We start from the raw sequence: 19,208 nt of genomic DNA on the forward strand, positions 1-19,208 counted from the left end.
GGACGATGCGGGCGACGGCGACGGCGACACCGGCACGGGCGACGGCGACACCGGCACGGGCGACGGCGACGGCGGCGCCTCCACCGAGCCCGCCGTCGGCACCCTCGTGTGGGGCGTCGACGCGGACTTCCGCTCCTACGTCACGGGCCCGATCGCGCAGGGCAGCATCACGGTGACGGGCGCGACCGCGAAGAACGGCCTCTTCACCTTCACCCAGTCCGGCGGCAACGCCGACGCCGATGCACGCACCGGCACCGCAAGGTACGCAGGCTCCGTCACGTTCACGGGCCACCACGGGGCGCTCGACCTCACCATCGCCGATCCGCGCGTCCGCTTCACCGCCACCGGCGCCGTGCTCACCGCGGCGGTCGACGGCACGCGGGTCGACTTCGCGACGCTCGACCTCTCCGCCGCCACCCGCACCACGGCCGACGGCGCGACGCGCTGGACCGCAGCACCCGCGACCCTGACCTCGGCGGGCGCCAAGGCCTTCGACGGCATCTACGAGGCGGGCCGCACGCTCGACCCGGTGACGTTCACCGTCGGCGCCAACGGCGCCGTCGACGCCGGCTCCGGCTCGTCGTCCGGCGGGTCCTCGTCCGGCGGCTCGAGCTCGGGCGGATCGTCGTCCGGCGGCAGCGGCACCAACACCAACACCGGCAACGGCAACGGCACCCACACCGACACGACGACCACCACCCAGACGGTCGGCCGCCTCACGTGGGGCGTCGACTCCGGCTTCCGCTCGTACGTCACCGGCCCGATCGCCCAGGGCGCGATCTCCGTCACCGGCGCGAGCGCGAAGGCCGGCACCTTCACGTTCCTCCAGTCCGGCGGCGACGCCGATGCGAACGCGCGCACCGGCACCGCCCGCTACGCCGGCGCGGTGACGTTCACCGGCCATCACGGCGACCTCAACCTCACGGTGTCGAACCCGTACGTACGCCTGGGCTCCACGGGCGCGACGCTGAGCGTCGAGGTCGACGGCGTGCGCGTGGACTTCGCGACCCTCCACCTCGCGGCGGGCACGCGCACCACGCTCGACGGCGCGATCCGTTGGGCGAACGTCCCCGCCACGCTCACGTCCGCGGGCGCCCGCGCCTTCGACGGCTTCTACGCCGCCGGACGCGCGCTCGACCCGGTGACGTTCACCGTCGGCACCGGCACCCCGGTCGCCAGCTCGACCACCACCGTGGTCGCGACCGCGACGACCGCATCGTCCGCCAGCGACGTGCCGTCGACGCCTCCGGCGACCACCGGCATCGTCCTCGACGACGCCACGCTGGCCGCCCTGCTGCGCGGCGAGGTGGTCACCCTCCGCGTGAGCGGCTTCGAGCCCGGCGAGACCGGCGTGCGCGTGGTCGTGTACTCGACGCCCACGATCCTCGCCGAGGACCTCAGCGCGGACGCGGACGGCGTGGTCGAGTGGACCGGGGCCCTCCCCGGCTCCCTCACGGGCACCCACACGCTCACCTTCCAGGGCACGGAGAGCTACGGGATCGTGCTCGACATCCCCGCGCGCACCATGTGCCTGGTGGACGATGCGACGCTCGCGTGGGGCGTCAAGGACTCGTTCCGCGCGTACATCGAGGGCACCATCGCGAACGGCACCTGGGAGCTCGACGGCGTGACGCAGGACGGCGGCCAGTTCGTGTGGACGGCCGGCACCGGCGGCCTCGACACGGATCCGGTGAGCGGCGCTTTCGCGTTCGACGGCGCGGTGCTCTTCACCGGCCACGACGGGGCGCTCAGCACCACGCTCGCGAACCCCACCGTGGAGGTGAGCGACGGCGTCGCCACGCTCGTCCTCGACGTGACGGGCGAGACCCAGGCGGGCGAGACGGTCGAGCAGACCGGCGTGCGCTTCGCGACGGTCGACACCGCCGCGGCCGAGGTCTCGACGGACGGCGACACCGTCACGCTCACGGGCATCCCTGCGACGCTCACCGCGGACGGCGCCGCGGCCTTCGGCACCTATCCCGAGGGCTCGGAGCTCGATGCGGTGACGCTCACGGTGACCGGAGCCCAGGCCTGCGGCGGTGTCATCGCGGGCCTCCCGGCCCCCGAGCCCGCCGTCGAGGAGACTTCCGAGCCCCTGGCCGACGTCGCGGTCGAGGACCAGGCGGCGGCGGACGATGCGGCAGCGGAGCCCGCGGGCGACGCGCCGTCGCCGTGGTGGCCGTGGGCCGTCGGCGCGGGCGCGCTGCTGGCCGCCGGGCTGACGTTCGGGATCCGGAGGGCACGCCGGGCCTGACGCCCACCGCACATGAGGAAGCCCCCGACCGCAAGGTCGGGGGCTTCCTCATGTCGCGAGCAGGTGAGCGTTGTCAGCGGCGCGGCAGCACCACCGGCAGACCGGTGTCCGGGTCCTCGATCACGCGCACGTCGAGCCCGTAGACGGGCTCGAGCAGCTCGGGCACCAGCACCTCGCGCGGAGAGCCGAGGCCCGCGAGCCGGGCGCGGTCGAGCACCGCGATGCGGTCGGCGTAGGCGGCCGCGAGCGAGAGGTCATGGACCACGACCACCACCGCGCTTCCACTCTTCGCGAGCGACCGTGCGAGCGCGAAGACCTCCTCCTGGTGACGGATGTCGAGCGCGGCGGTGGGCTCGTCGAGCATGACCACGGGCGTGCGCTGCGCGAGCACGCGCGCGAGCGAGACGCGCGCCCGCTCGCCGCCCGAGAGCGACGCGAACACGCGATCGGCCAGGTGGGAGACGTCGGCGCGCGCGAGCGACTCGGCGATCACCGCATCGTCCTCGTCTGCCTCCGGCCGGGCTCGCCACGGGCTGCGGCCCATCGCGACCACCTCGCGCACCGTGAAGGAGAAGGCGACCTGATTGTCCTGCGTGAGCACCGCCCGCTCGCGCGCCAGGGCCCCCGGCTGCCACGCCGAGAGCGGCCGCCCGTCGAGCTCGACGAGCCCGCCCGCGAGCTCCCTCTCACCCGACAGCGCGGACAGGAGCGTCGACTTCCCCGCACCGTTCGGGCCCACGAGCGCCAGGAGCTCGCCGTGGCGCACGTCGAGGGTCACCCGGTCCGCCAGCACGGCGTCGCCGACGCGGACCGTGACCTCGCGCGCGTGGATCGCGGCCGTCATGCCCACCCTCCGGAGCGCGAGCGCTGGCGGCGCAGCAGCCAGAAGAAGAACGGTCCGCCGACCAGCGAGGTGAGCAGCCCGATCGGCAGCTCCGCGCCCCCGACGAGCGTGCGCGCCGCCACGTCGGCGTACGTGAGCAGCACCGCGCCGCCCAGCGCGCTGGCAAGCAGCAGGGCACGATGCGCGGGGCCGAGCACGAGCCGCATGACGTGCGGCACCACGAGCCCCACGAACGCTATGATGCCCGCGTACGCGACCGCGGCGCCGGTGAGCACGGCGACCACCAGGATCGAGACGATGCGCAGGCGCTCGACCCGCACGCCCAGGTGCGCGGCCGTGCGCTCTCCCAGCGCGAGGAGGTCGTAGCGCGGCGCGAGCGCCACGGCCACCGCGATGCCGATCGCGGCGAGCGCCGCGACCACGGCGACCTCGGGCCAGCGGGTGCCGTTGAGGCTGCCGAGCTGCCAGAAGACGATCTGCTCGCGCGCGGCCGAGTCGCCGATGAACAGCAGCAGCGCGAGCCCCGCGCCCGCGAACGCGTTGACCGCGATGCCCGTGAGCAGGAGGGTCACCACCTCGGTGCGGCCGTTCGCGCGCGCCATCGCGTACACGAGGAGCGTCACGCCCACGCCGCCGGCGAACGCGAACGCGGCGACCGAGGCGACGGAGCCGAGCGCCGCGCCCGTGACGATCGCGAGCGCGGCGCCGAGCGCGGCGCCCGAGGAGACCCCCACCACGCCGGGCTCGGCGAGCGGGTTGCCGAAGATCGCCTGCATCACGGCTCCGGCGACCGCGAGCGCCGCGCCCACCAGGACGCTCATCGCGACGCGCGGGAACCGGATCTGCCACAGCGCCTGGGTGGTGACGTCCGCGGCGGGCGCCCAGGAGGTGCGGATGCCCATGCCCTCGAGCGCCGCACCGACCACCTCGGTGGGCGCGATCGCCAGCTGGCCCACGGCCGCCGAGAGCAGCACCCCGAACACGAGCACGACCACGAGCACGAGCCCCATGAGCGAGGCGCGGCGTCCGCGCGCGCTCACGCGCCGTAGACCGCGGCGGCGAGCGCCTCGACGATCGCCGCGGAGCGGGGCCCGAACGCGAGGATGTCGTGATCGTCCATGTCGACGATGCGCCGATCCTGGCCCGCGCTCGTGAGCGCGATCGCGGGACGGTCGGCGATGAGCCCGTCGATGCCCCCGACCGACTCGAGGCCCTTGGTCATCACCAGGATGACGTCGGGATCGGCGGCGAGCATCGCCTCGTCCGTGAGCGGCTGCATGCCTCGGATCCCGGCGTCGGCCGCCGCATCCACGCCGCCCAGCGCCGCCACGAGCTCGTCCGCCCCGGACTCCTCGCCGAACATGTAGTAGACGCCCGCCGAGCCGCGCAGGTAGAGGAACGCCATGCGAAGCGGCTCTCCGCGCGAGGCTGCGAGCGCCGCGACATCCTCGGTCGCCTGGGCCACCTCGGCGGCGATCCGCGCGGCGAGCTCCTCGCCCGCCGCGGACATGCCGAGCGCATCGCTCACCTGACGCGCGAGCTCGCCCGCGCCCTCGAACCCGTCCTCGTTCTCGACGTAGACCACGGGGACACCGGCATCGCGCAGCTGCGCGACCGCATCGGAGGGGCCGATGCTGCCGTCGGTGAGCACCACGCTCGGCTCGAGGGCGAGCACCGCCTCCGGCGTGAGCGTGTGGCTCGCGCCCGTCACCACCGGGACGTCCTCGAGCCCGGGCAGCTCCGACGCCGTGTCGCGCCCGACGATGCTGTCCCCCAGACCGAGCGCGACCACCGTCGCCGCGATGCCGCCCGTCATGTCGACGGCGACGATCCTGCTCGCGTCCGTGACCGTCACCTGGCGATCGCCCGCGCGCTCGTGCGACGCGACCGTGACCGGGAGCTCGGGCCCGGCGTCGCCGTCGAGGACCTCGACCGCGCGATCGGCGAGCACCGCCGTGGCCGGCCCCCCTGCCTCCGCTCGGGCCTCGCCGCCCGCGGCGGACGGCTGGACGGACGTGACCGGACCCGCGCAACCCGCCACGGCCAGCGCTGCGGCGGCGATCGCGAGCCTGGCGACGATGCGCGCTGCCACTAGGCGGCCGCGCGGGCGTCCGCGCCCAGCGCGTCGAAGATCGCGCCGTTGAAGTCGAACGCCGCCCGCGCCTCGTCGATCAGCGCGGCCTCCGCCTCGCGGTCCAGGTCGAGCGCGTCGAGCTGCTCGCGGTACGCGCGCTTGTAGCGCACGGGCGAGTCGATCGCCTCGAAGCGGTAGAAGCCCAGCTGCGCCTCGGTCGCGCCGTAGTGACGCGCGACCAGCGCGGCGATCGCCTGACCACCCGAGAGGTCTCCCAGGTAGCGCGTGTAGTGGTGCGCCACGTACCGCGGGACGTCGGCTGCATCGAGGGCGCGGAGGTGGTCCACATACGCCTGCGTCGCGGGCAGCGCGGGCAGCGCGGCCTCCCAGTCCCCGGCGCCCAGCTCCGCGAGATCCGCCTCCATCGACGGGACGCGACGCAGTGCCTGGTCCGCGAGGAAGCCCGGGTCGCCCGGCTGCGGCTCGCGCGCCTCGAGCGCGCGGTAGACGTAGGTGTACTGGGCGAGGTACCGGACGTAGGCCTCGAGGTCGAGCTCGCCGCCCATGAGGCGGGTGATGAAGGAGCGGTTCTCGGTGTCGCGATGCTGCGGCGCGGTGGCCTCGCGCAGCCGCGCGGCGAGGCCTGCGGGGACGTCGGTAGCGGTCATGCGAGCAACCTACCAATTCCGCAAGCCTCGTGTCACCAAATTCGACGGGCGCGCGAAGCGAAGAACCCCGGCGCGGCCACATCGTCGGGGCCGTGCCGGGGTCACGGTAGGTGCGGGCACGCCATTGTGTCCGCACTCGATGACGCTAGCGGGCGGGAGGCACCGAACGACCGGCGTTACGCAATAGTTATCAATGGCAACGTTCACATGCTGAGATCGCGCTCTCTCGAGGTGCTCGGGCGGCTCCACCACGCGGGATACGCTCGACACAGGGGGTGACGCCCATGACCGAGACCACGGCGAAGGTGGCCGAGTCGACCGATCCCTCGCCGCGCGCGCCCGAGCCCGCTCGGCATCCGCGCAGGCTGCGCGGTCGAGCGCCCCAGGCCTCCCCCGCATCGTCCCGCCGCCCGCCCGGGCTGCTCGAGCCCTCGTTCTCCGGCGTCGGCCTGGTGGTGGGCGCCTTCCTCATCTCGGTGTCCCTCGAGCCGTCGCTGCTGCCGCGCGTCCCCGTGGTGCAGGGGCTCGCGTCGGGGGTGTCGTTCATGGTGGGGTACGGCGCGGGAGCCGGCGCGCACGCGGTCTGGAACTACCTCCAGGTGCCCAACCTGCGCGGGCGCGCGCGGCGCATCGTCGCCTGGTCCCTGCTCGCCGTCATCTGGGTGAGCCTGTCGCTGTCGGTGTGGCGCTGGGTCGGATGGCAGAACGGCCAGAGGCGAGCATTCGGGATGGACGATCTCAACCCGACGGCCTGGCCCATCGTCATCGGCACGGGCGTGGCCGTCGCCGCGGCGCTGCTGCTCCTCGCGCGTGCCCTCCGTGCGCTGTTCCGATGGGCGGACGGGGTGGCGGCGCGCTACCTGCCTCCGCGGCTCGCGGTCGCCCTCGCGACCGCCGGGATGCTGGTGCTGCTGTGGCTGCTGGTCTCCGGCCTGCTGGTGCGCGGCCTCTTCCTGGTCGCCAACGAGGCGTTCTCGGTCCGCGACACGCACGACAAGGCCGGGACCACGCTCGTGACGTCGACGCTGCGCTCGGGCGGCGCGGACTCGCTGGTCGAATGGGACGAGCTGGGCCGCCAGGGCCGCAGCTTCGTCTCGGCGGGGGCCTCGGCCGAGCAGCTCGAGGCGTACGACGGCCAGCCCGCCATCGAGCCCATCCGCGTCTATGTGGGCCTCAGGTCGGCACCCACGCTCGAGGAGCGCGCGCAGCTGGTGCTCGAGGAGCTGGTGCGCACCGGAGCGTTCGATCGCCAGGTGCTGGTGCTCGCCACCACCACGGGCACAGGCTTCATCGACGCCAACGCGGCCGACTCGCTCGAGTTCCTCTACCACGGGGACACCGCGATCGCGGGGCTCCAGTACTCGTACCTGCCGAGCTGGCTCTCGCTCCTCGCCGACCAGGAGGCCGTCGCGGATGCCTCGCTCGCGGTGTTCGACGCGGTGCACGACTACTGGGCCGACCTCCCCGCATCCTCACGGCCGGAGCTGTACCTGTACGGGCTGTCGCTGGGATCCGCCGGCGTGGAGTCGATCCTCACCAGCCCGGACATCCTCAACGAGCCGATCGACGGCGCCCTCATGACCGGGCCCACCTTCCTCAACCTCCTGCACAACCAGCTCGAGCGCTCGCGCGACGACGGCTCGCCTGCGTGGCTGCCCGTGGTGGGCGAGGGACGCACCATCCGCTTCACGGGCGAGGACGATGCGTTGGCCCAGCCGAAGGGCGTCTGGGGCGACACGCGCGTGGTCTACCTCCAGCACGGGTCCGACCCGGTGGTGTTCTTCTCCCCCGTCACGTTCTACCGCGAGCCCGAATGGCTGCAGGGCGACGCCCGTGCGCCGGACGTGTCCCCCAAGATGCGCTGGTTCCCCTTCATCACCGGCTGGCAGACGCTGCTCGACATGCCGGCCTCGGGCTCGGTCCCGGAGGGCTACGGCCACATGTACACCGCGAGCGCGAACCTCCAAGCATGGGTGGGCATCACGCGCCCCGCCGACTGGACGGACGAGGACACGGCACAGCTGGGCGCCTATCTCGACGCGCGCCGCGCCGAGCAGCGCACCCTCCTGGAGCAGCTGGGCCAGTAGGCCGCGCGCACGCTAATGGTGCGCGCGGGCCAGCCTCCACATAGTCCACGACGTCCCGATGAATCTCCCCAGCTGCGCGAGCACGTTGCGGCGCCTGCGCAGCTCGCCCCCGGTGGGCAGCGGCGCGTGCGCGATCCTCTCGTCGGTGCCATCCATCACACGCCTCCTCTCACTCCGGGATCCAGGTCCAGCCCGGACGGGCCTTCGCCTTGTAGATGAACAGGGTGTGCAGCATGCGCTTCACCCAGTGGCCCGAGAGCCCGATCTCGCCCTTGGTCGCCTTGAGGTCCCGCCCCGTCTCGGGGTACTTCTCCCAGTCGGGCACCACGGGGCTCATCGTCATCGCGGCGGCCGTGCCGGTGCGGAAGCCGTGCCCCGCGGACGCGACGCATGCCGCCGCCATCTCCGACATCGAGGCCGAGTGCGTGGGCACAGGGGCGCCCTTGAGGATCATGTCGGCGATCGACTTCGCGACCACCTTGCCCATGGTCCCCGACGGCATGCCGGTGCGCGGCGGCGAGGGCGCGACCGCGACGCCGTCGGGCGTCGCGCGCGGCACGGAGATCTGGTGCGGCGGCGCGAACGCGATGCCCACCGCGAACACGTTCCGGTAGGTGGGGTTCTGGTACGTCCGCGGCCAGTCGCGCGCCGACCACTCGTCGTACGGCCTGGGCGTGTAGTCCGCGTCGACCTTGAGGAAGCCCGAGGGCGCGAAGATGGTGCCGGTGATGTCCTCGCCCGCGCGGTCGAACGCCTTCCAGTCGTTGCCCTTGAACGGCGGCAGCAGCATCGCGAAGTCGTACGCGAGGTCGTTGTGCGAGCCGTCGAGCTGGTCGTAGTGGATGACGCCGGGGTCGATCGACGTGACGGCCGCTCCGGTGATGGCGCGCACGCCCCGCTCACGGAACAGCGACTCGGTCCACAGCTGGGACGTGGTCCGGTAGCCGTTCTGGTCGAACTGCATGCCCCCCACGCCGAAGTCGCCGAGCTCGTTCTCGTTGGTGAGGTAGACGATGTCGGCGTTGTCGCGCACGCCCGCCTCGCGCAGCTCGTGCTCGACGTTGAACGTGTACTCGAACGCGGCGCCCTCGCACGTGCACGTGCCGTGGCCTACCCCGATCACCACCGTCTTGGGGCCGCTCCGCAGCGCGCCCTTGAGCTCCTCGAGCCGCGTCGCGGCCTCGGTCGCGTGGTCGGGCGTGCACACCGACAGCGTGTGGCCGCCGTCGGGTCCCAGGCCCGGCGTCGCCCCGAAGTTGAGCTTCGGCCCCGTCGCGTTGATCACGTAGTCGTACCGGATCTTCTTCAGCTCGCCGTCATGGGCGGCGCTGGTGAGCTCGACCTCGACCGCCGGCTGCTCGTCCGCCGCGTCACCCTCGGGCCACAGCGCGACGGCCTTGCCCTGGACGAACCGGATGCCCTGCTTCTTGTAGATGGGACCCAGCTCGAACACCACGTCCTCGTGCGACATCTTGCCGACGCCCACCCAGATGTTGGAGGGGATCCAGTTGTAGGTGGGCTTGGGGTTGACCACCACCACCTCGTGCTCCTTCGGCAGGAGCTTGCGCAGGTACAGGGCCGCGGTGTGCCCCGAGACGCCGGCGCCCAGCACGACCACGCGCGCCATGTCCGATCACCTTCCTTGCTGATCTGTGGGAGGGCCGTCGCCGTTGACGGCCCATCCTTCAGATCTATACCCCCGAGGGTATGCGCCGCAAGGGACGTTGGTCCCTTCCGAGACGCGAGGGCGATGCGGTAACCGGACGCACGGACGCGCCGCCGGGAAGGCCCGGCGGCGCGTCAGCGAAGCTCAGTCCTTCTTCTTCTCCGCGGCCTCCTTGAGGAGGAACATCGGCAGGATCCACGTCGCGAGGGCCGTCACCAGCCACACGAGCACCGTCGCGGCGATCCAGGTCCCGATGCCGTCGATCGTGAAGTCGTCGACCACGAGCGTCGCGATGAGCAGCGCGACGAAGGTCGAGACCAGCCCCACGCCGCCCAGGATCGCGTTGGCGTACTTGGTGGCCATCTTGAAGATCAGCGGGGAGAGGATCCACTGCGCGAGCGCATAGACGACGGTCGCCACCAGCAGGGCCATCAGGGGAAGGGACATGTTGTCGCTCAGGATCAGCGACGTGATCCACAGGCCCAGGGCCGCGGAACCGAGGAAGATCAGCGTGTGAATCAGGAATCGCACCATGAGGCCGACGCTACTACCGGATCGCCCGATTCGCACGGGAATCAGGCATGACGCGCATATGTCCGCAGAGGACGATGCGGGCGCTCAGCCCTTCGTGACGTCGCCGGGGGCGTCGATGACCTTGGTGTCACCCTCGCCGCGCCCCTTGCGCTCGCTCGAGAACACCCCCGGGAGGACCCACACACCGATCGCGGTGATGAGCCACACGAGCAGCGTGGCGGCCGCCCAGGTGCCGAAGCCGTGGATGGTGAGGCCCGACGTGAGCGTCGCGGTGATGAAGAGCGCGACGAAGGTCGAGATGATCCCCACGCCGCCGACCACGGCCCGCGCGCGCTTCTCGATCTGGCGCTCGATGAGAGGCGAGAGCAGGCTCTGCGCGAGCGCGAAGAACACCGTGGCCGTGATGAGACCGCTCAGCTTGAGCTCGAAGTCCGAGCCCAGCATGAGCGATGTCAGAGCCAGCGCGGCGGCTGCGGAGGACAGGAACACCGCGGCCTTGATCAGGAATCTCTCCATGAGGCGACGCTACAACGCGCCGGGCGACGCCCGCGAGGGGGAATCGCGCCCCGGCCGCGCGCATCGTCCCTGGACACAGATCGAGGGTGCCTCCCGGGGGAGGCACCCTCGTGCGCTGTCGACCATCTCGCCGGCTTCCAGGGACTTGAGGCCGGTGAGCAAGACGATTCGGTCCTAGGACCTTGTGCCCAGAACAGTACAGCATCGCGATCCACTCCCGGGACCTTCGACGCATCTCGATCCGGACACATCCCGGCAAACCCGCTCGGATAGGTTGTGGGCATGCTGCACCATGCACCCCTCATCACGACGATCGCGGTGGGCCTGGTGGCCGCCTTCATCCTGGGGCTGCTCGCGCAGCGGCTCCGGCTCTCCCCGATCGTCGGGTACCTCGCCGCGGGGCTCGTGATCGGGCCGTACACCCCGGGGTATGTGGGGGACGTGGACCTCGCGGTGCAGCTGAGCGAGATCGGCGTGATCCTGCTCATGTTCGGCGTGGGCCTTCACTTCTCCTTCAAGGAGCTGCTCGCGGTGCGCAAGGTCGCGCTGCCCGGCGCGATCGTCCAGATGACCGCGGCCACGGCGCTCGGAACAGGGCTCGGTCTATGGATGGGCTGGGGCGCCGCGAGCGCGATGCTCTTCGGCCTCGCGCTCTCGGTCGCGTCGACCGTGGTGATGCTGCGCGCGCTCGGAGAGCGGCAGATGCTCGACACCCGCGCAGGGCACATCGCTGTCGGCTGGCTCATCGTCGAGGACCTCGCGATGGTGATCGCGCTCGTGGTGGTGCCGGTGCTCGCGGAGGGCGGCACCTCGCCCGGCCACCTCGCTGGCGAGCTCGCGTGGACCGTGCTGCGCGTGGGCGGCTTCGTGGCGCTCATGTGGTTCGTCGGGCGGCGCGTGATCCCGTGGACGCTCGCGCGCGTCGCGGATACCGGCTCGCGCGAGCTGTTCACGCTCGGCGTCCTGGCGATCGGGCTCGGGGTCGCGGTGGGCGCGGCGTGGGCCTTCGAGGTGTCCTTCGCGCTCGGCGCGTTCTTCGCCGGCATGATCCTGCGCGAGTCCGACCTCGCGCATCGTGCCGCCGAGGACTCGCTGCCGCTGCGCGACGCCTTCGCCGTCCTGTTCTTCGTGGCCGTCGGCATGCTCGTCGACCCCGGCATCGTGCTCCGGGAGCCGCTGGGCCTGCTGGCGACCGTCGCCATCATCGTGGGCGGCAAGGCAGCAGTGGCCTTCGCGCTCGTGCGCGCCATGCGGTACTCGCGCTCGATGGCGCTCGTGGTAGCCGCCTCGCTCGCCCAGATCGGCGAGTTCTCCTTCATCCTCGTGACGCTCGGCGCGGACCTCGAGATCCTTCATCAGGACGCGCAGGACCTGGTGCTCGCGGGGGCGATCCTGTCGATCATCGCCAACCCGCTCATCTTCGCGTGGGTCGCGCGGGTCACCTCCCGGACGGAGGCGCCGGCCGAGCCGGACGACTCGCCGTTCGCCACCGCGGCGACGGACCACGTCATCGTGGTGGGCTACGGGCGCGTGGGCGGCCGCGCGGCCCGGAGGTTGTGGGCCGCGGGTGTCCCCACCGTGGTGATCGACGACGACGAGACCCGCGTCGAACGCATCCGCGCCGAAGGCCACGAGGCGGTGCTGGGCAACGCGGTGCGCGCCAAGGTGCTGCACGCGGCAGGGATCGGCGCGGCGCGGGCGGTGCTGGTCGGCGTGCCGGATCCGCTCAACGCCGGCGCGGTGGTCGCGGCGGCGCGCGAGCTGGCACCCGCGGCGGACATCGTCGCGCGCGGCCACGGCAAGCGCGACGTCGACTACCTGGAGGAGCAGGGGGCGACGCACGTTCTGGTGGGCGTGCACGAGGTCGCGGACCTCATGGTCGCGCGCGCGGGCGGCTGGCCGGACGCGCCCGCAGCCGACGTCTAGGGCGGAGCACGTCGGGCACCTCCGACAGGCGCCGCGGCGCTCACGGGCCTAGCCTGGCCGGATGAACCACGACGGCGTGCGTCTCGACACCCTCATCCGGCTGCTCCATCAGGCCTACGACGCGGCCTTCGAGGAGGCCCTCGCAGACCGCTCCACGACGCGCGTCGAGCTCGTCATGCTGAGCGTCCTCGCGCGCGCCGCGCAGCCGATGACCTGGGACGCGCTCGAGTCCGCGATGGGCCCGCGCTACTCGGCCGTCGCGTGCACCGAGGCCTGGAACGCCCTCGCGGTCGCGGGCTGGGCGGTCGAGCCCGACGGCCTCTACGCGGCCACGGATGCCGGCCGCGACGTGGTGGACGATCTCGACGAGGAACGCGAGCGGATCGTGGCGCGCGCGACCGAGGGCCTGAGCGAGGACGAGGTCGCGACGGCGATCGTCGCGCTGCGCGGCATGCTCGCCAACCTCAGCGCCTGACCGCCGCCGCCTCCGTCAACCGACCGCGGGCGCGCTCTCGGTGTCCTGCACGTTCGCGTGATAGTCGGCCTTGCGGATCCTCACCAGCAGCAGCGCGGACAGCATCCCCAGGTAGAGCAGCACGGCGCCCCACAGGAATCCCGTGTGGAAGCCCGCGACCAAGGACTCGGGGCCGGGCACCTGCGCGACGCTGCCGTCCGGCATGGTCCGCTCGACCGTCCCGATCTCCTCGACGGACCGCGTGGTGGAGGCGAGCGCGAGCGTCGACAGCAGCGCGAGCCCCACCGAGCCGCCCACCTGCTGCGTGGTGTTGAGCAGCGCCGAGGCGACGCCCGCATCCCGCGGCTGCACACCGATGAGCGCGGTCGAGCTGGTCGGGATGAACACGAACGCCATGCCGACGCTGATCATCACGAGCGACGGCAGCACGTGGGTCCAGTACTGGTCCTGCGGCGTGATCCGCAGGAGCATGAGCATGCCGGTGCCCGCGACCGCGAGGCCACCCACCATGAGCGGGCGGGGTCCCGTGACGGGGAGCACGCGCGCCACGAGCCCCGCGGCGAGGATGATGCCGAGCGAGAACGGCAGGAAGTGCAGCCCCGTACGCAACGCCGAGTACCCGAGCACTCCCTGCATGTAGTAGCTGAGGAACAGGAACATCGCGAAGAGCCCCGCCCCGACCAGCAGGAACGTGAGGTACGAGCCGCCGCGGATCGGGTGCGCGGGGATGCGTAGCGGCAGCAGCGGGTTCGCCACGCGACGCTCCACCGCGACGAAGGCGACGATCAGCACCGCGGCGGCGGAGAGGCAGCCGATGGCGAGCGGGTCCGCCCAGCCGGCGTCGGCCTCGGACACGCGTGTGAACCCGTAGACGAGCGCGAGCAGCCCGGAGGTGGCGAGCAGCGCGCCCGGGATGTCGTAGGACGGGTGGCCGTCCGAGCGCGACTCGCGGACGATCCCGACGGCGAGCACCGCGGTCACGAGCGCGATGGGGACGTTCACCCACATGACCCAGCGCCAGCCGGGCCCGTCCGTGAGGAGCCCGCCCAGGATGAGCCCGATCGCGGCCCCGCCGCCGGACAGCGCGCCGAACACGCCGAAGGCCTTCGCTCGCTCATGGGGCTCGGTGAACGCGACGGTGACGAGCGACAGGGCCGCCGGGGCGAGCAGCGCCGCGAACATGCCCTGAAGCCCGCGCGCGGCGAACATGAAGCCCTCCGCGGGCGCGAGGCCGCCCAGCGCGGACGCCGCGGCGAAGCCCAGCAGGCCCACGATGAAGGTCCGCTTGCGGCCCCAGTAGTCGGCGATGCGACCGCCGAGCAGGAGCAGGCCCCCGAAGGCGAGCGTGTACGCGGTCACCACCCATTGGCGGTTCGCGTCGGAGATCGAGAGCGCCTCCTGGATGTGCGGAAGCGCGACGTTCACGATCGACCCGTCGAGGATGATCATGAGCTGCGCGACGGCGATGACGGCGAGCATGCGCCACCGCGTCGGATCGGGTGCGCTGGTCTCGGGGATAGCGTGGAGCTCGGCCATGAGCGGCCTCGATTCTGGGGACGGGGCGCGCGTCGCGAGAGGCGCACGTCCGGCTGTTGAGGAATGGTGCCGGCGCGTCGTCATCGGCCGCGTCAGTGAATCGCCCCACCACGGTCACCCCGCCGGCGAGCGCGCGTCAATCCCCCAGTAGTGGGGTACCGGCTCAGTCGGTGCCGCGCATCACGCGGTTCCAGGCGTTGGTGACCGCGACCACCTCGATGATCGCGCCGATCTGCCCCGCGTTGAACCACGCGCCCACGTGCTCGCGCGCATCGGCCTCGAGCCCGCGCGGTGCATCGGTCAGGATCTCCGCGAACCTCAACGCCGCCGCGTCGCCGTCGGAGACCAGCCCGTCGCGCATCAGGCGGGCCGGCCGCGCGAGCGCGCTGATGAGATCGTGCCGAGCCCCCTGGTGGGCGAGCGACTCCGAGTGCATGCGGATCGAGCCGTGGCAGCCGTTCAGATGCGAGACCCGCAGGCGGATCATGTCGCGCAGACGCGGGTCGAGCGCGTCGCCGGCGTCGCCGTCGATGCTCTCAAGCGCCTTGAGAAAGCCCGCCTGAACCCGCGCATCCATGCCCTGCAGGCTAGTCGTGAGACCGCTCCCGGGGATAGGGGCGCGCGGGCCTCGGGGACGATGCCGGGGCGGCGCATCGTCCCCGGTGCCCGTGCATCGTCCCCGCTCTGGAAGAATGGCCCCCATGACTTCGCGCATCCCCGACAAGGCCACCGTCGACGGACTCGAGGACCGCTGGAACGAGGCCTGGGAGGCCGCCGGCACCTACCGCTTCGACGAGTCGAAGACCCGCGAGCAGGTGTACTCCATCGACACCCCGCCGCCAACCGTCTCGGGCTCCCTCCACGTGGGCCACGTGTTCAGCTACACGCACACCGATGTGGTGGCGCGCTACCAGCGCATGAAGGGCCGCGAGGTCTTCTACCCGATGGGCTGGGACGACAACGGCCTGCCCACCGAGCGCCGCGTGCAGAACTACTACGGCGTCCGCTGCGACCCCACCCTCCCCTACGTCGAAGGCTACGAGCCCCCGTTCGAGGGCGGCGAGGGCAAGTCGGTCAAGGCCGCGGACCAGCAGCCGATCTCGCGCCGGAACTTCGTCGAGCTGTGCGAGCGCCTGACCGCCGAGGACGAGAAGCAGTTCGAGGCGCTGTGGCGCCACCTCGGCCTCTCGGTCGACTGGTCGCGCACCTACCAGACCATCTCGCCCTCGTCGCAGGCCGTGGCCCAGCAGGCCTTCCTGCGTGGGCTCGGGCGTGGCGAGTGCTACCAGGCCGAGGCGCCGACCCTGTGGGACGTCACGTTCCGCACCGCGGTCGCGCAGGCCGAGCTCGAGGACCGCGAGCGTCCCGGCGCGTACCACCGCCTGGCCTTCGAGCCGGCGGCGGACATGGAGGAGGCGACCGGCTCGTACGAGTCCGTGTGGATCGAGACCACCCGCCCCGAGCTGCTCCCCGCGTGCGTCGCCCTGGTCGCGCACCCCGACGACGAGCGCTACCAGCCGCTGTTCGGCACGCACGTGCGCACGCCTCTGTTCGGCGTCGAGGTGCCCGTGGTCGCGCACCACCTCGCCAACCCCGACAAGGGGTCCGGCATCGCGATGATCTGCACGTTCGGCGACGTCACCGACGTCACCTGGTGGCGCGAGCTGCGCCTGCCGACGCGCCCGGTCATCGGCTGGGACGGCCGCATGCTGGCAGAGGCTCCCGCCGGGATCGACTCCCCCGAGGGCGTCGCCGCGTACGGCGAGCTCGCGGGGCTCACCACGTTCTCGGCGCAGAAGCGCATCGTCGAGATGCTGGTCGAGGCCGGCGTCATGGACGGCGACCCGCGCGCGATCTCGCACCCGGTCAAGTTCTTCGAGAAGGGCGACAAGCCGCTCGAGATCGTCACCACGCGCCAGTGGTACATCCGCAACGGCGGCACCGACGCGGGCCTGAACGCGGAGCTGGTCGCGCGCGGCTCGGAGCTCGACTTCGAGCCCGACTTCATGCGCGTGCGCTACGAGAACTGGGTCAAGGGCCTCACGGGCGACTGGCTGATCTCGCGCCAGCGCTTCTTCGGCGTGCCGATCCCGGTCTGGTACCCCGTGCTCGAGGACGGCTCGCCCGACTACGACCACCCGCTGGTCCCGTCGGAGGAGGCGCTCCCCGTCGACCCGTCCGTGGACGTGCCCGCCGGCTACGAGGCCTCGCAGCGCGACGTGCCCGGCGGCTTCACCGGGGAGAAGGACATCATGGACACGTGGGCGACCTCGTCGCTCACCCCGCAGATCGTGTGCGGCTGGCGCGACAACCCCGCGCTGTTCGCCGCCACGTTCCCCATGGACCTCCGCCCCCAGGGTCAGGACATCATCCGCACGTGGCTGTTCTCCACGGTGGTGCGCTCGCACGCCGAGCACGGCACCCTCCCGTGGAAGCACGCCGCGATCTCCGGCTGGATCCTCGACCCCGACCGCAAGAAGATGTCGAAGTCGAAGGGCAACGTCGTCACGCCGATGGGCCTGCTCGAGTCGCACGGCTCGGACGCGGTCCGGTACTGGGCCGCCGCGGCGCGCCTGGGCACCGATGCTGCCTTCGACGAGGGCCAGATGAAGATCGGCCGTCGCCTCGCGATGAAGGTGCTCAACGCCTCGAAGTTCGTGCTGGGCGCGACGGGCATCTCGACAGCGGCGGGCTCGTCGCTGGCCGAGGGCCTCGAGGCCACCGCGCACGTGACCGCGGCGCCGGTGACCGAGGCGCTCGACGCAGCGATGCTCTCGGCGCTCGCCGACGTGGTGGACGCCGCCACCAAGGCGCTCGAGGGCTACGACCACACCAAGGCGCTCGAGGTCGCGGAGACGCTGTTCTGGACCTTCTGCGACGACTACCTCGAGCTGGTCAAGGCGCGTGCCTACGACGGCGCCGCCCCGGGCGAGGCGATCGACCCGCACGCGCCGTGCTCGGAGGGTGCCGCATCGGCGCGCGCCGCGCTCACGCTGTCCCTGCAGACGTTCCTGCGCCTGTTCGCGCCGGTGCTGCCGTTCGCGACCGAGGAGGTGTGGAGCTGGTTCCAGGAGGGCTCGGTGCACCGCGCCTCGTGGCCGGTCTCGGAGCCGCTGCGTGCGGCGGCGGGCGCCTCCTCCGCAGGTGCTCCCCTGCTGGCCGCGGCTGGCGAGGCGCTCTCCGTGCTCCGCAAGGTCAAGTCCGAGGCCAAGGTCTCGCAGCGCACGCCGCTGACGTCGGTGGACCTGCTGGTGCCGGCTGCCAAGGCGTCGTTCGTGCGGGCGGCGAAGGCGGACCTGCTCGCCGCGGGCCGCGTCGAGGCGATGCAGATCGTCGACACCGAGGCCGCGCTCGAGCCCAACGTCGACGGCCTGGGCACCGAGGACGGATCGCCGGACGCGATCGCCGACCCCACGGTCATGCGCACGGAGAACGCGGTCCTGGGCGAGGCGTAGCCCCCCTGGCCTGCGGAAATGGTAGGTCCTGGTCGGTTTGGCTAGGTTCTCGCCTCACAGTGGTAGCTGATTGTCGCTAGGCGCCGGTCGGTGCTGGTATCCCCAGCCCCGACCGGCGCTTCTCTCTCCACCTAGGATCCGAGCCAGCCGCAGGAAGCGTTCCGAGACCACCTACAACCGACGGTGTGACACACCTCCGCGCCGTCCCCACCCTTGCACCCGAGGAGACGCTCGCCGACGCGTTGCGACGCACCACCCGCGCGTTCACGTTAGCGGAGCTCGCGAGCATGGCATCCGCACGGAAAGCACGGACCGCCGTCGAGAACGGCCACGCCGTGCGGGTCCTTCCAGATGCGTACGTCGCAGGCATCCACGCCGAGTCGTTCGCGGCACGGGCCGATGCAGCGCTGCTGTGGTCGGGCCTCAACGGGGCCCTCTCGGGCCCGGCCGCGCTGTACGTGTGGGGCTTCCTCGCCGAGCCGCCCGAGATGATCGACCTGGTGATGCCGCAACCCCTCCACCACCAGATCCCGCGTTGGCTGCGGATCCGACGCATCAGCTGGCAGCCTCCGCTCGCACGCCTCCGGACCATGACCGTGGTCGGAGCCTCGCACGCGGTGGTGCTGGGCTACGGCCTGTTGGCGGCGCGGGATCGCTCGACCGCGGTGCACGCGGCGATCGCCAGCGGCATGACGAGCGTCGACCAGCTCCTCGACACCGTCGCCGCTGTCCCACGGGTGCCATCGCGTCGTGCGCTGGTGCGAACCCTCGAGGCAGCCGCGCTCGGCGCAGAGAGCTATCTCGAGGAGCACAGCGCGCGGAAGGTGTTCAACACGGGCGAGTTCGCGCGTTTCATCCGCCAGCACCGCGTGCTCGCCGAGGGGCGGACCCACCGCCTCGACATGTTCGACCCGTCGACCCTGACCAACGTCGAGCTCGACAGCGAGGAGCACCATGGCAACCCCGACCAGCGCCGCCGGGACCTTCGTAGGGATGCGCGGCTCGCCACCGTCGGGATCCAGGCGGTGCGGCTCGACTACCGGGACCTCACAGAACGACCGGAGTGGTGCCGTGCCTTGGTACGTGGCGTGCTCGTGGCGCGCGAGCGCCACGTGGGCGACAATGCGCTACCCCTGTGAGGCGAGAACCTCGCCGATCCGACCACTACCTACC

At 72.1% G+C, this 19,208-nt stretch carries 16 protein-coding genes; 6 read left to right on the forward strand and 10 right to left on the reverse strand.

Annotated features, from left to right (window positions below):
- Positions 1–2,254: HtaA domain-containing protein (locus tag AOM06_RS13750; protein WP_169747772.1), on the forward strand; the 2,254-nt coding region annotated here is incomplete at its 5' end.
- A gap of 73 nt (positions 2,255–2,327) precedes the next feature.
- Here the strand turns inward: AOM06_RS13750 and AOM06_RS13755 are convergent.
- Genes AOM06_RS13755 through AOM06_RS14865 form a run of 4 tightly spaced genes read right to left on the reverse strand, consistent with a single transcriptional unit; the run spans position 2,328 to position 5,840 of the window.
- Complete coding sequence (locus AOM06_RS13755; RefSeq protein ID WP_062308135.1) at positions 2,328–3,098, reverse strand: heme ABC transporter ATP-binding protein; 771 nt, start codon at positions 3,096–3,098, stop codon at positions 2,328–2,330.
- The gene (locus AOM06_RS13760; protein WP_062308264.1) at positions 3,095–4,108 is read right to left on the reverse strand and encodes a FecCD family ABC transporter permease; all 1,014 of its coding nucleotides are present in this window, start codon (positions 4,106–4,108) and stop codon (positions 3,095–3,097) included. The genes AOM06_RS13755 and AOM06_RS13760 overlap by 4 nt, the downstream gene beginning before the upstream one ends.
- Positions 4,109–4,134: 26 nt before the next feature.
- The gene (locus AOM06_RS14860; RefSeq protein ID WP_228372965.1) at positions 4,135–5,190 is read right to left on the reverse strand and encodes a heme/hemin ABC transporter substrate-binding protein; all 1,056 of its coding nucleotides are present in this window, start codon (positions 5,188–5,190) and stop codon (positions 4,135–4,137) included.
- Entirely contained in the window at positions 5,190–5,840 is a 651-nt protein-coding gene (locus AOM06_RS14865; RefSeq protein WP_062308139.1) for a biliverdin-producing heme oxygenase, read from the reverse strand. Before AOM06_RS14865 ends, AOM06_RS14860 begins: the two co-directional genes overlap by 1 nt.
- A 284-nt stretch (positions 5,841–6,124) precedes the next feature.
- On the opposite strand from AOM06_RS14865, the gene AOM06_RS13775 reads away from it, so the two are divergent.
- Positions 6,125–7,927 (forward strand): alpha/beta hydrolase, encoded by a 1,803-nt coding sequence (locus AOM06_RS13775; RefSeq protein ID WP_062308143.1) that lies wholly within the window; start codon positions 6,125–6,127, stop codon positions 7,925–7,927.
- A gap of 12 nt (positions 7,928–7,939) precedes the next feature.
- Here AOM06_RS13775 and AOM06_RS14980 read toward each other — a convergent pair whose 3' ends face one another.
- The 4 genes from AOM06_RS14980 to AOM06_RS13790 all read right to left on the reverse strand — a co-directional run bounded on the left by AOM06_RS14980 (position 7,940) and on the right by AOM06_RS13790 (position 10,643).
- A complete protein-coding gene (locus AOM06_RS14980) occupies positions 7,940–8,083 on the reverse strand; it encodes a hypothetical protein (protein ID WP_169747773.1) in 144 nt (47 codons plus the stop codon).
- Between the two features lie 13 nt (positions 8,084–8,096).
- Positions 8,097–9,554 (reverse strand): NAD(P)/FAD-dependent oxidoreductase, encoded by a 1,458-nt coding sequence (locus tag AOM06_RS13780; protein WP_062308149.1) that lies wholly within the window; start codon positions 9,552–9,554, stop codon positions 8,097–8,099.
- Positions 9,555–9,737: 183 nt separating this feature from the next.
- Positions 9,738–10,127, reverse strand: a complete 390-nt coding sequence (locus AOM06_RS13785; RefSeq protein WP_062308153.1) for a phage holin family protein — start codon at positions 10,125–10,127, stop codon at positions 9,738–9,740.
- A gap of 84 nt (positions 10,128–10,211) precedes the next feature.
- Positions 10,212–10,643 carry a hypothetical protein gene (locus AOM06_RS13790; RefSeq protein ID WP_062308157.1) on the reverse strand — a complete coding sequence of 144 codons (432 nt, stop codon included), beginning with the start codon at positions 10,641–10,643 and terminating at the stop codon, positions 10,212–10,214.
- Between the two features lie 282 nt (positions 10,644–10,925).
- Here AOM06_RS13790 and AOM06_RS13795 point away from each other — a divergent pair, with 282 nt between their 5' ends.
- A complete protein-coding gene (locus AOM06_RS13795; RefSeq protein WP_062308163.1) occupies positions 10,926–12,569 on the forward strand; it encodes a cation:proton antiporter domain-containing protein in 1,644 nt (547 codons plus the stop codon).
- Positions 12,570–12,630: 61 nt separating this feature from the next.
- On the forward strand, positions 12,631–13,044 hold the full coding sequence (locus tag AOM06_RS13800) for a winged helix DNA-binding protein (protein WP_062308166.1): 414 nt from the start codon (positions 12,631–12,633) through the stop codon (positions 13,042–13,044).
- A gap of 15 nt (positions 13,045–13,059) precedes the next feature.
- On the opposite strand, the gene AOM06_RS13805 is transcribed toward AOM06_RS13800, so the two are convergent.
- Together AOM06_RS13805 and AOM06_RS13810 are read right to left on the reverse strand one after the other, a co-directional pair.
- Positions 13,060–14,580, reverse strand: a complete 1,521-nt coding sequence (locus tag AOM06_RS13805) for an MFS transporter (protein WP_062308172.1) — start codon at positions 14,578–14,580, stop codon at positions 13,060–13,062.
- Positions 14,581–14,743: 163 nt separating this feature from the next.
- Positions 14,744–15,157 carry a carboxymuconolactone decarboxylase family protein gene (locus tag AOM06_RS13810; protein ID WP_062308177.1) on the reverse strand — a complete coding sequence of 138 codons (414 nt, stop codon included), beginning with the start codon at positions 15,155–15,157 and terminating at the stop codon, positions 14,744–14,746.
- A 124-nt stretch (positions 15,158–15,281) separates the two neighbouring features.
- Between AOM06_RS13810 and valS the strand changes: the two genes are divergently transcribed.
- Positions 15,282–18,035: a valine--tRNA ligase gene (gene valS / locus AOM06_RS13815; protein WP_228372966.1), complete on the forward strand. Its 2,754-nt coding sequence runs from the start codon at positions 15,282–15,284 to the stop codon at positions 18,033–18,035.
- 185 nt (positions 18,036–18,220) lie between these two features.
- Positions 18,221–19,174 (forward strand): hypothetical protein, encoded by a 954-nt coding sequence (locus AOM06_RS13820; RefSeq protein ID WP_062308183.1) that lies wholly within the window; start codon positions 18,221–18,223, stop codon positions 19,172–19,174.
- The last annotated feature ends 34 nt before the right edge of the window (positions 19,175–19,208 follow it).

Origin of the sequence: Demequina subtropica (assembly GCF_000971235.1) — a bacterium.
Classification (GTDB): domain Bacteria; phylum Actinomycetota; class Actinomycetes; order Actinomycetales; family Demequinaceae; genus Demequina; species Demequina subtropica.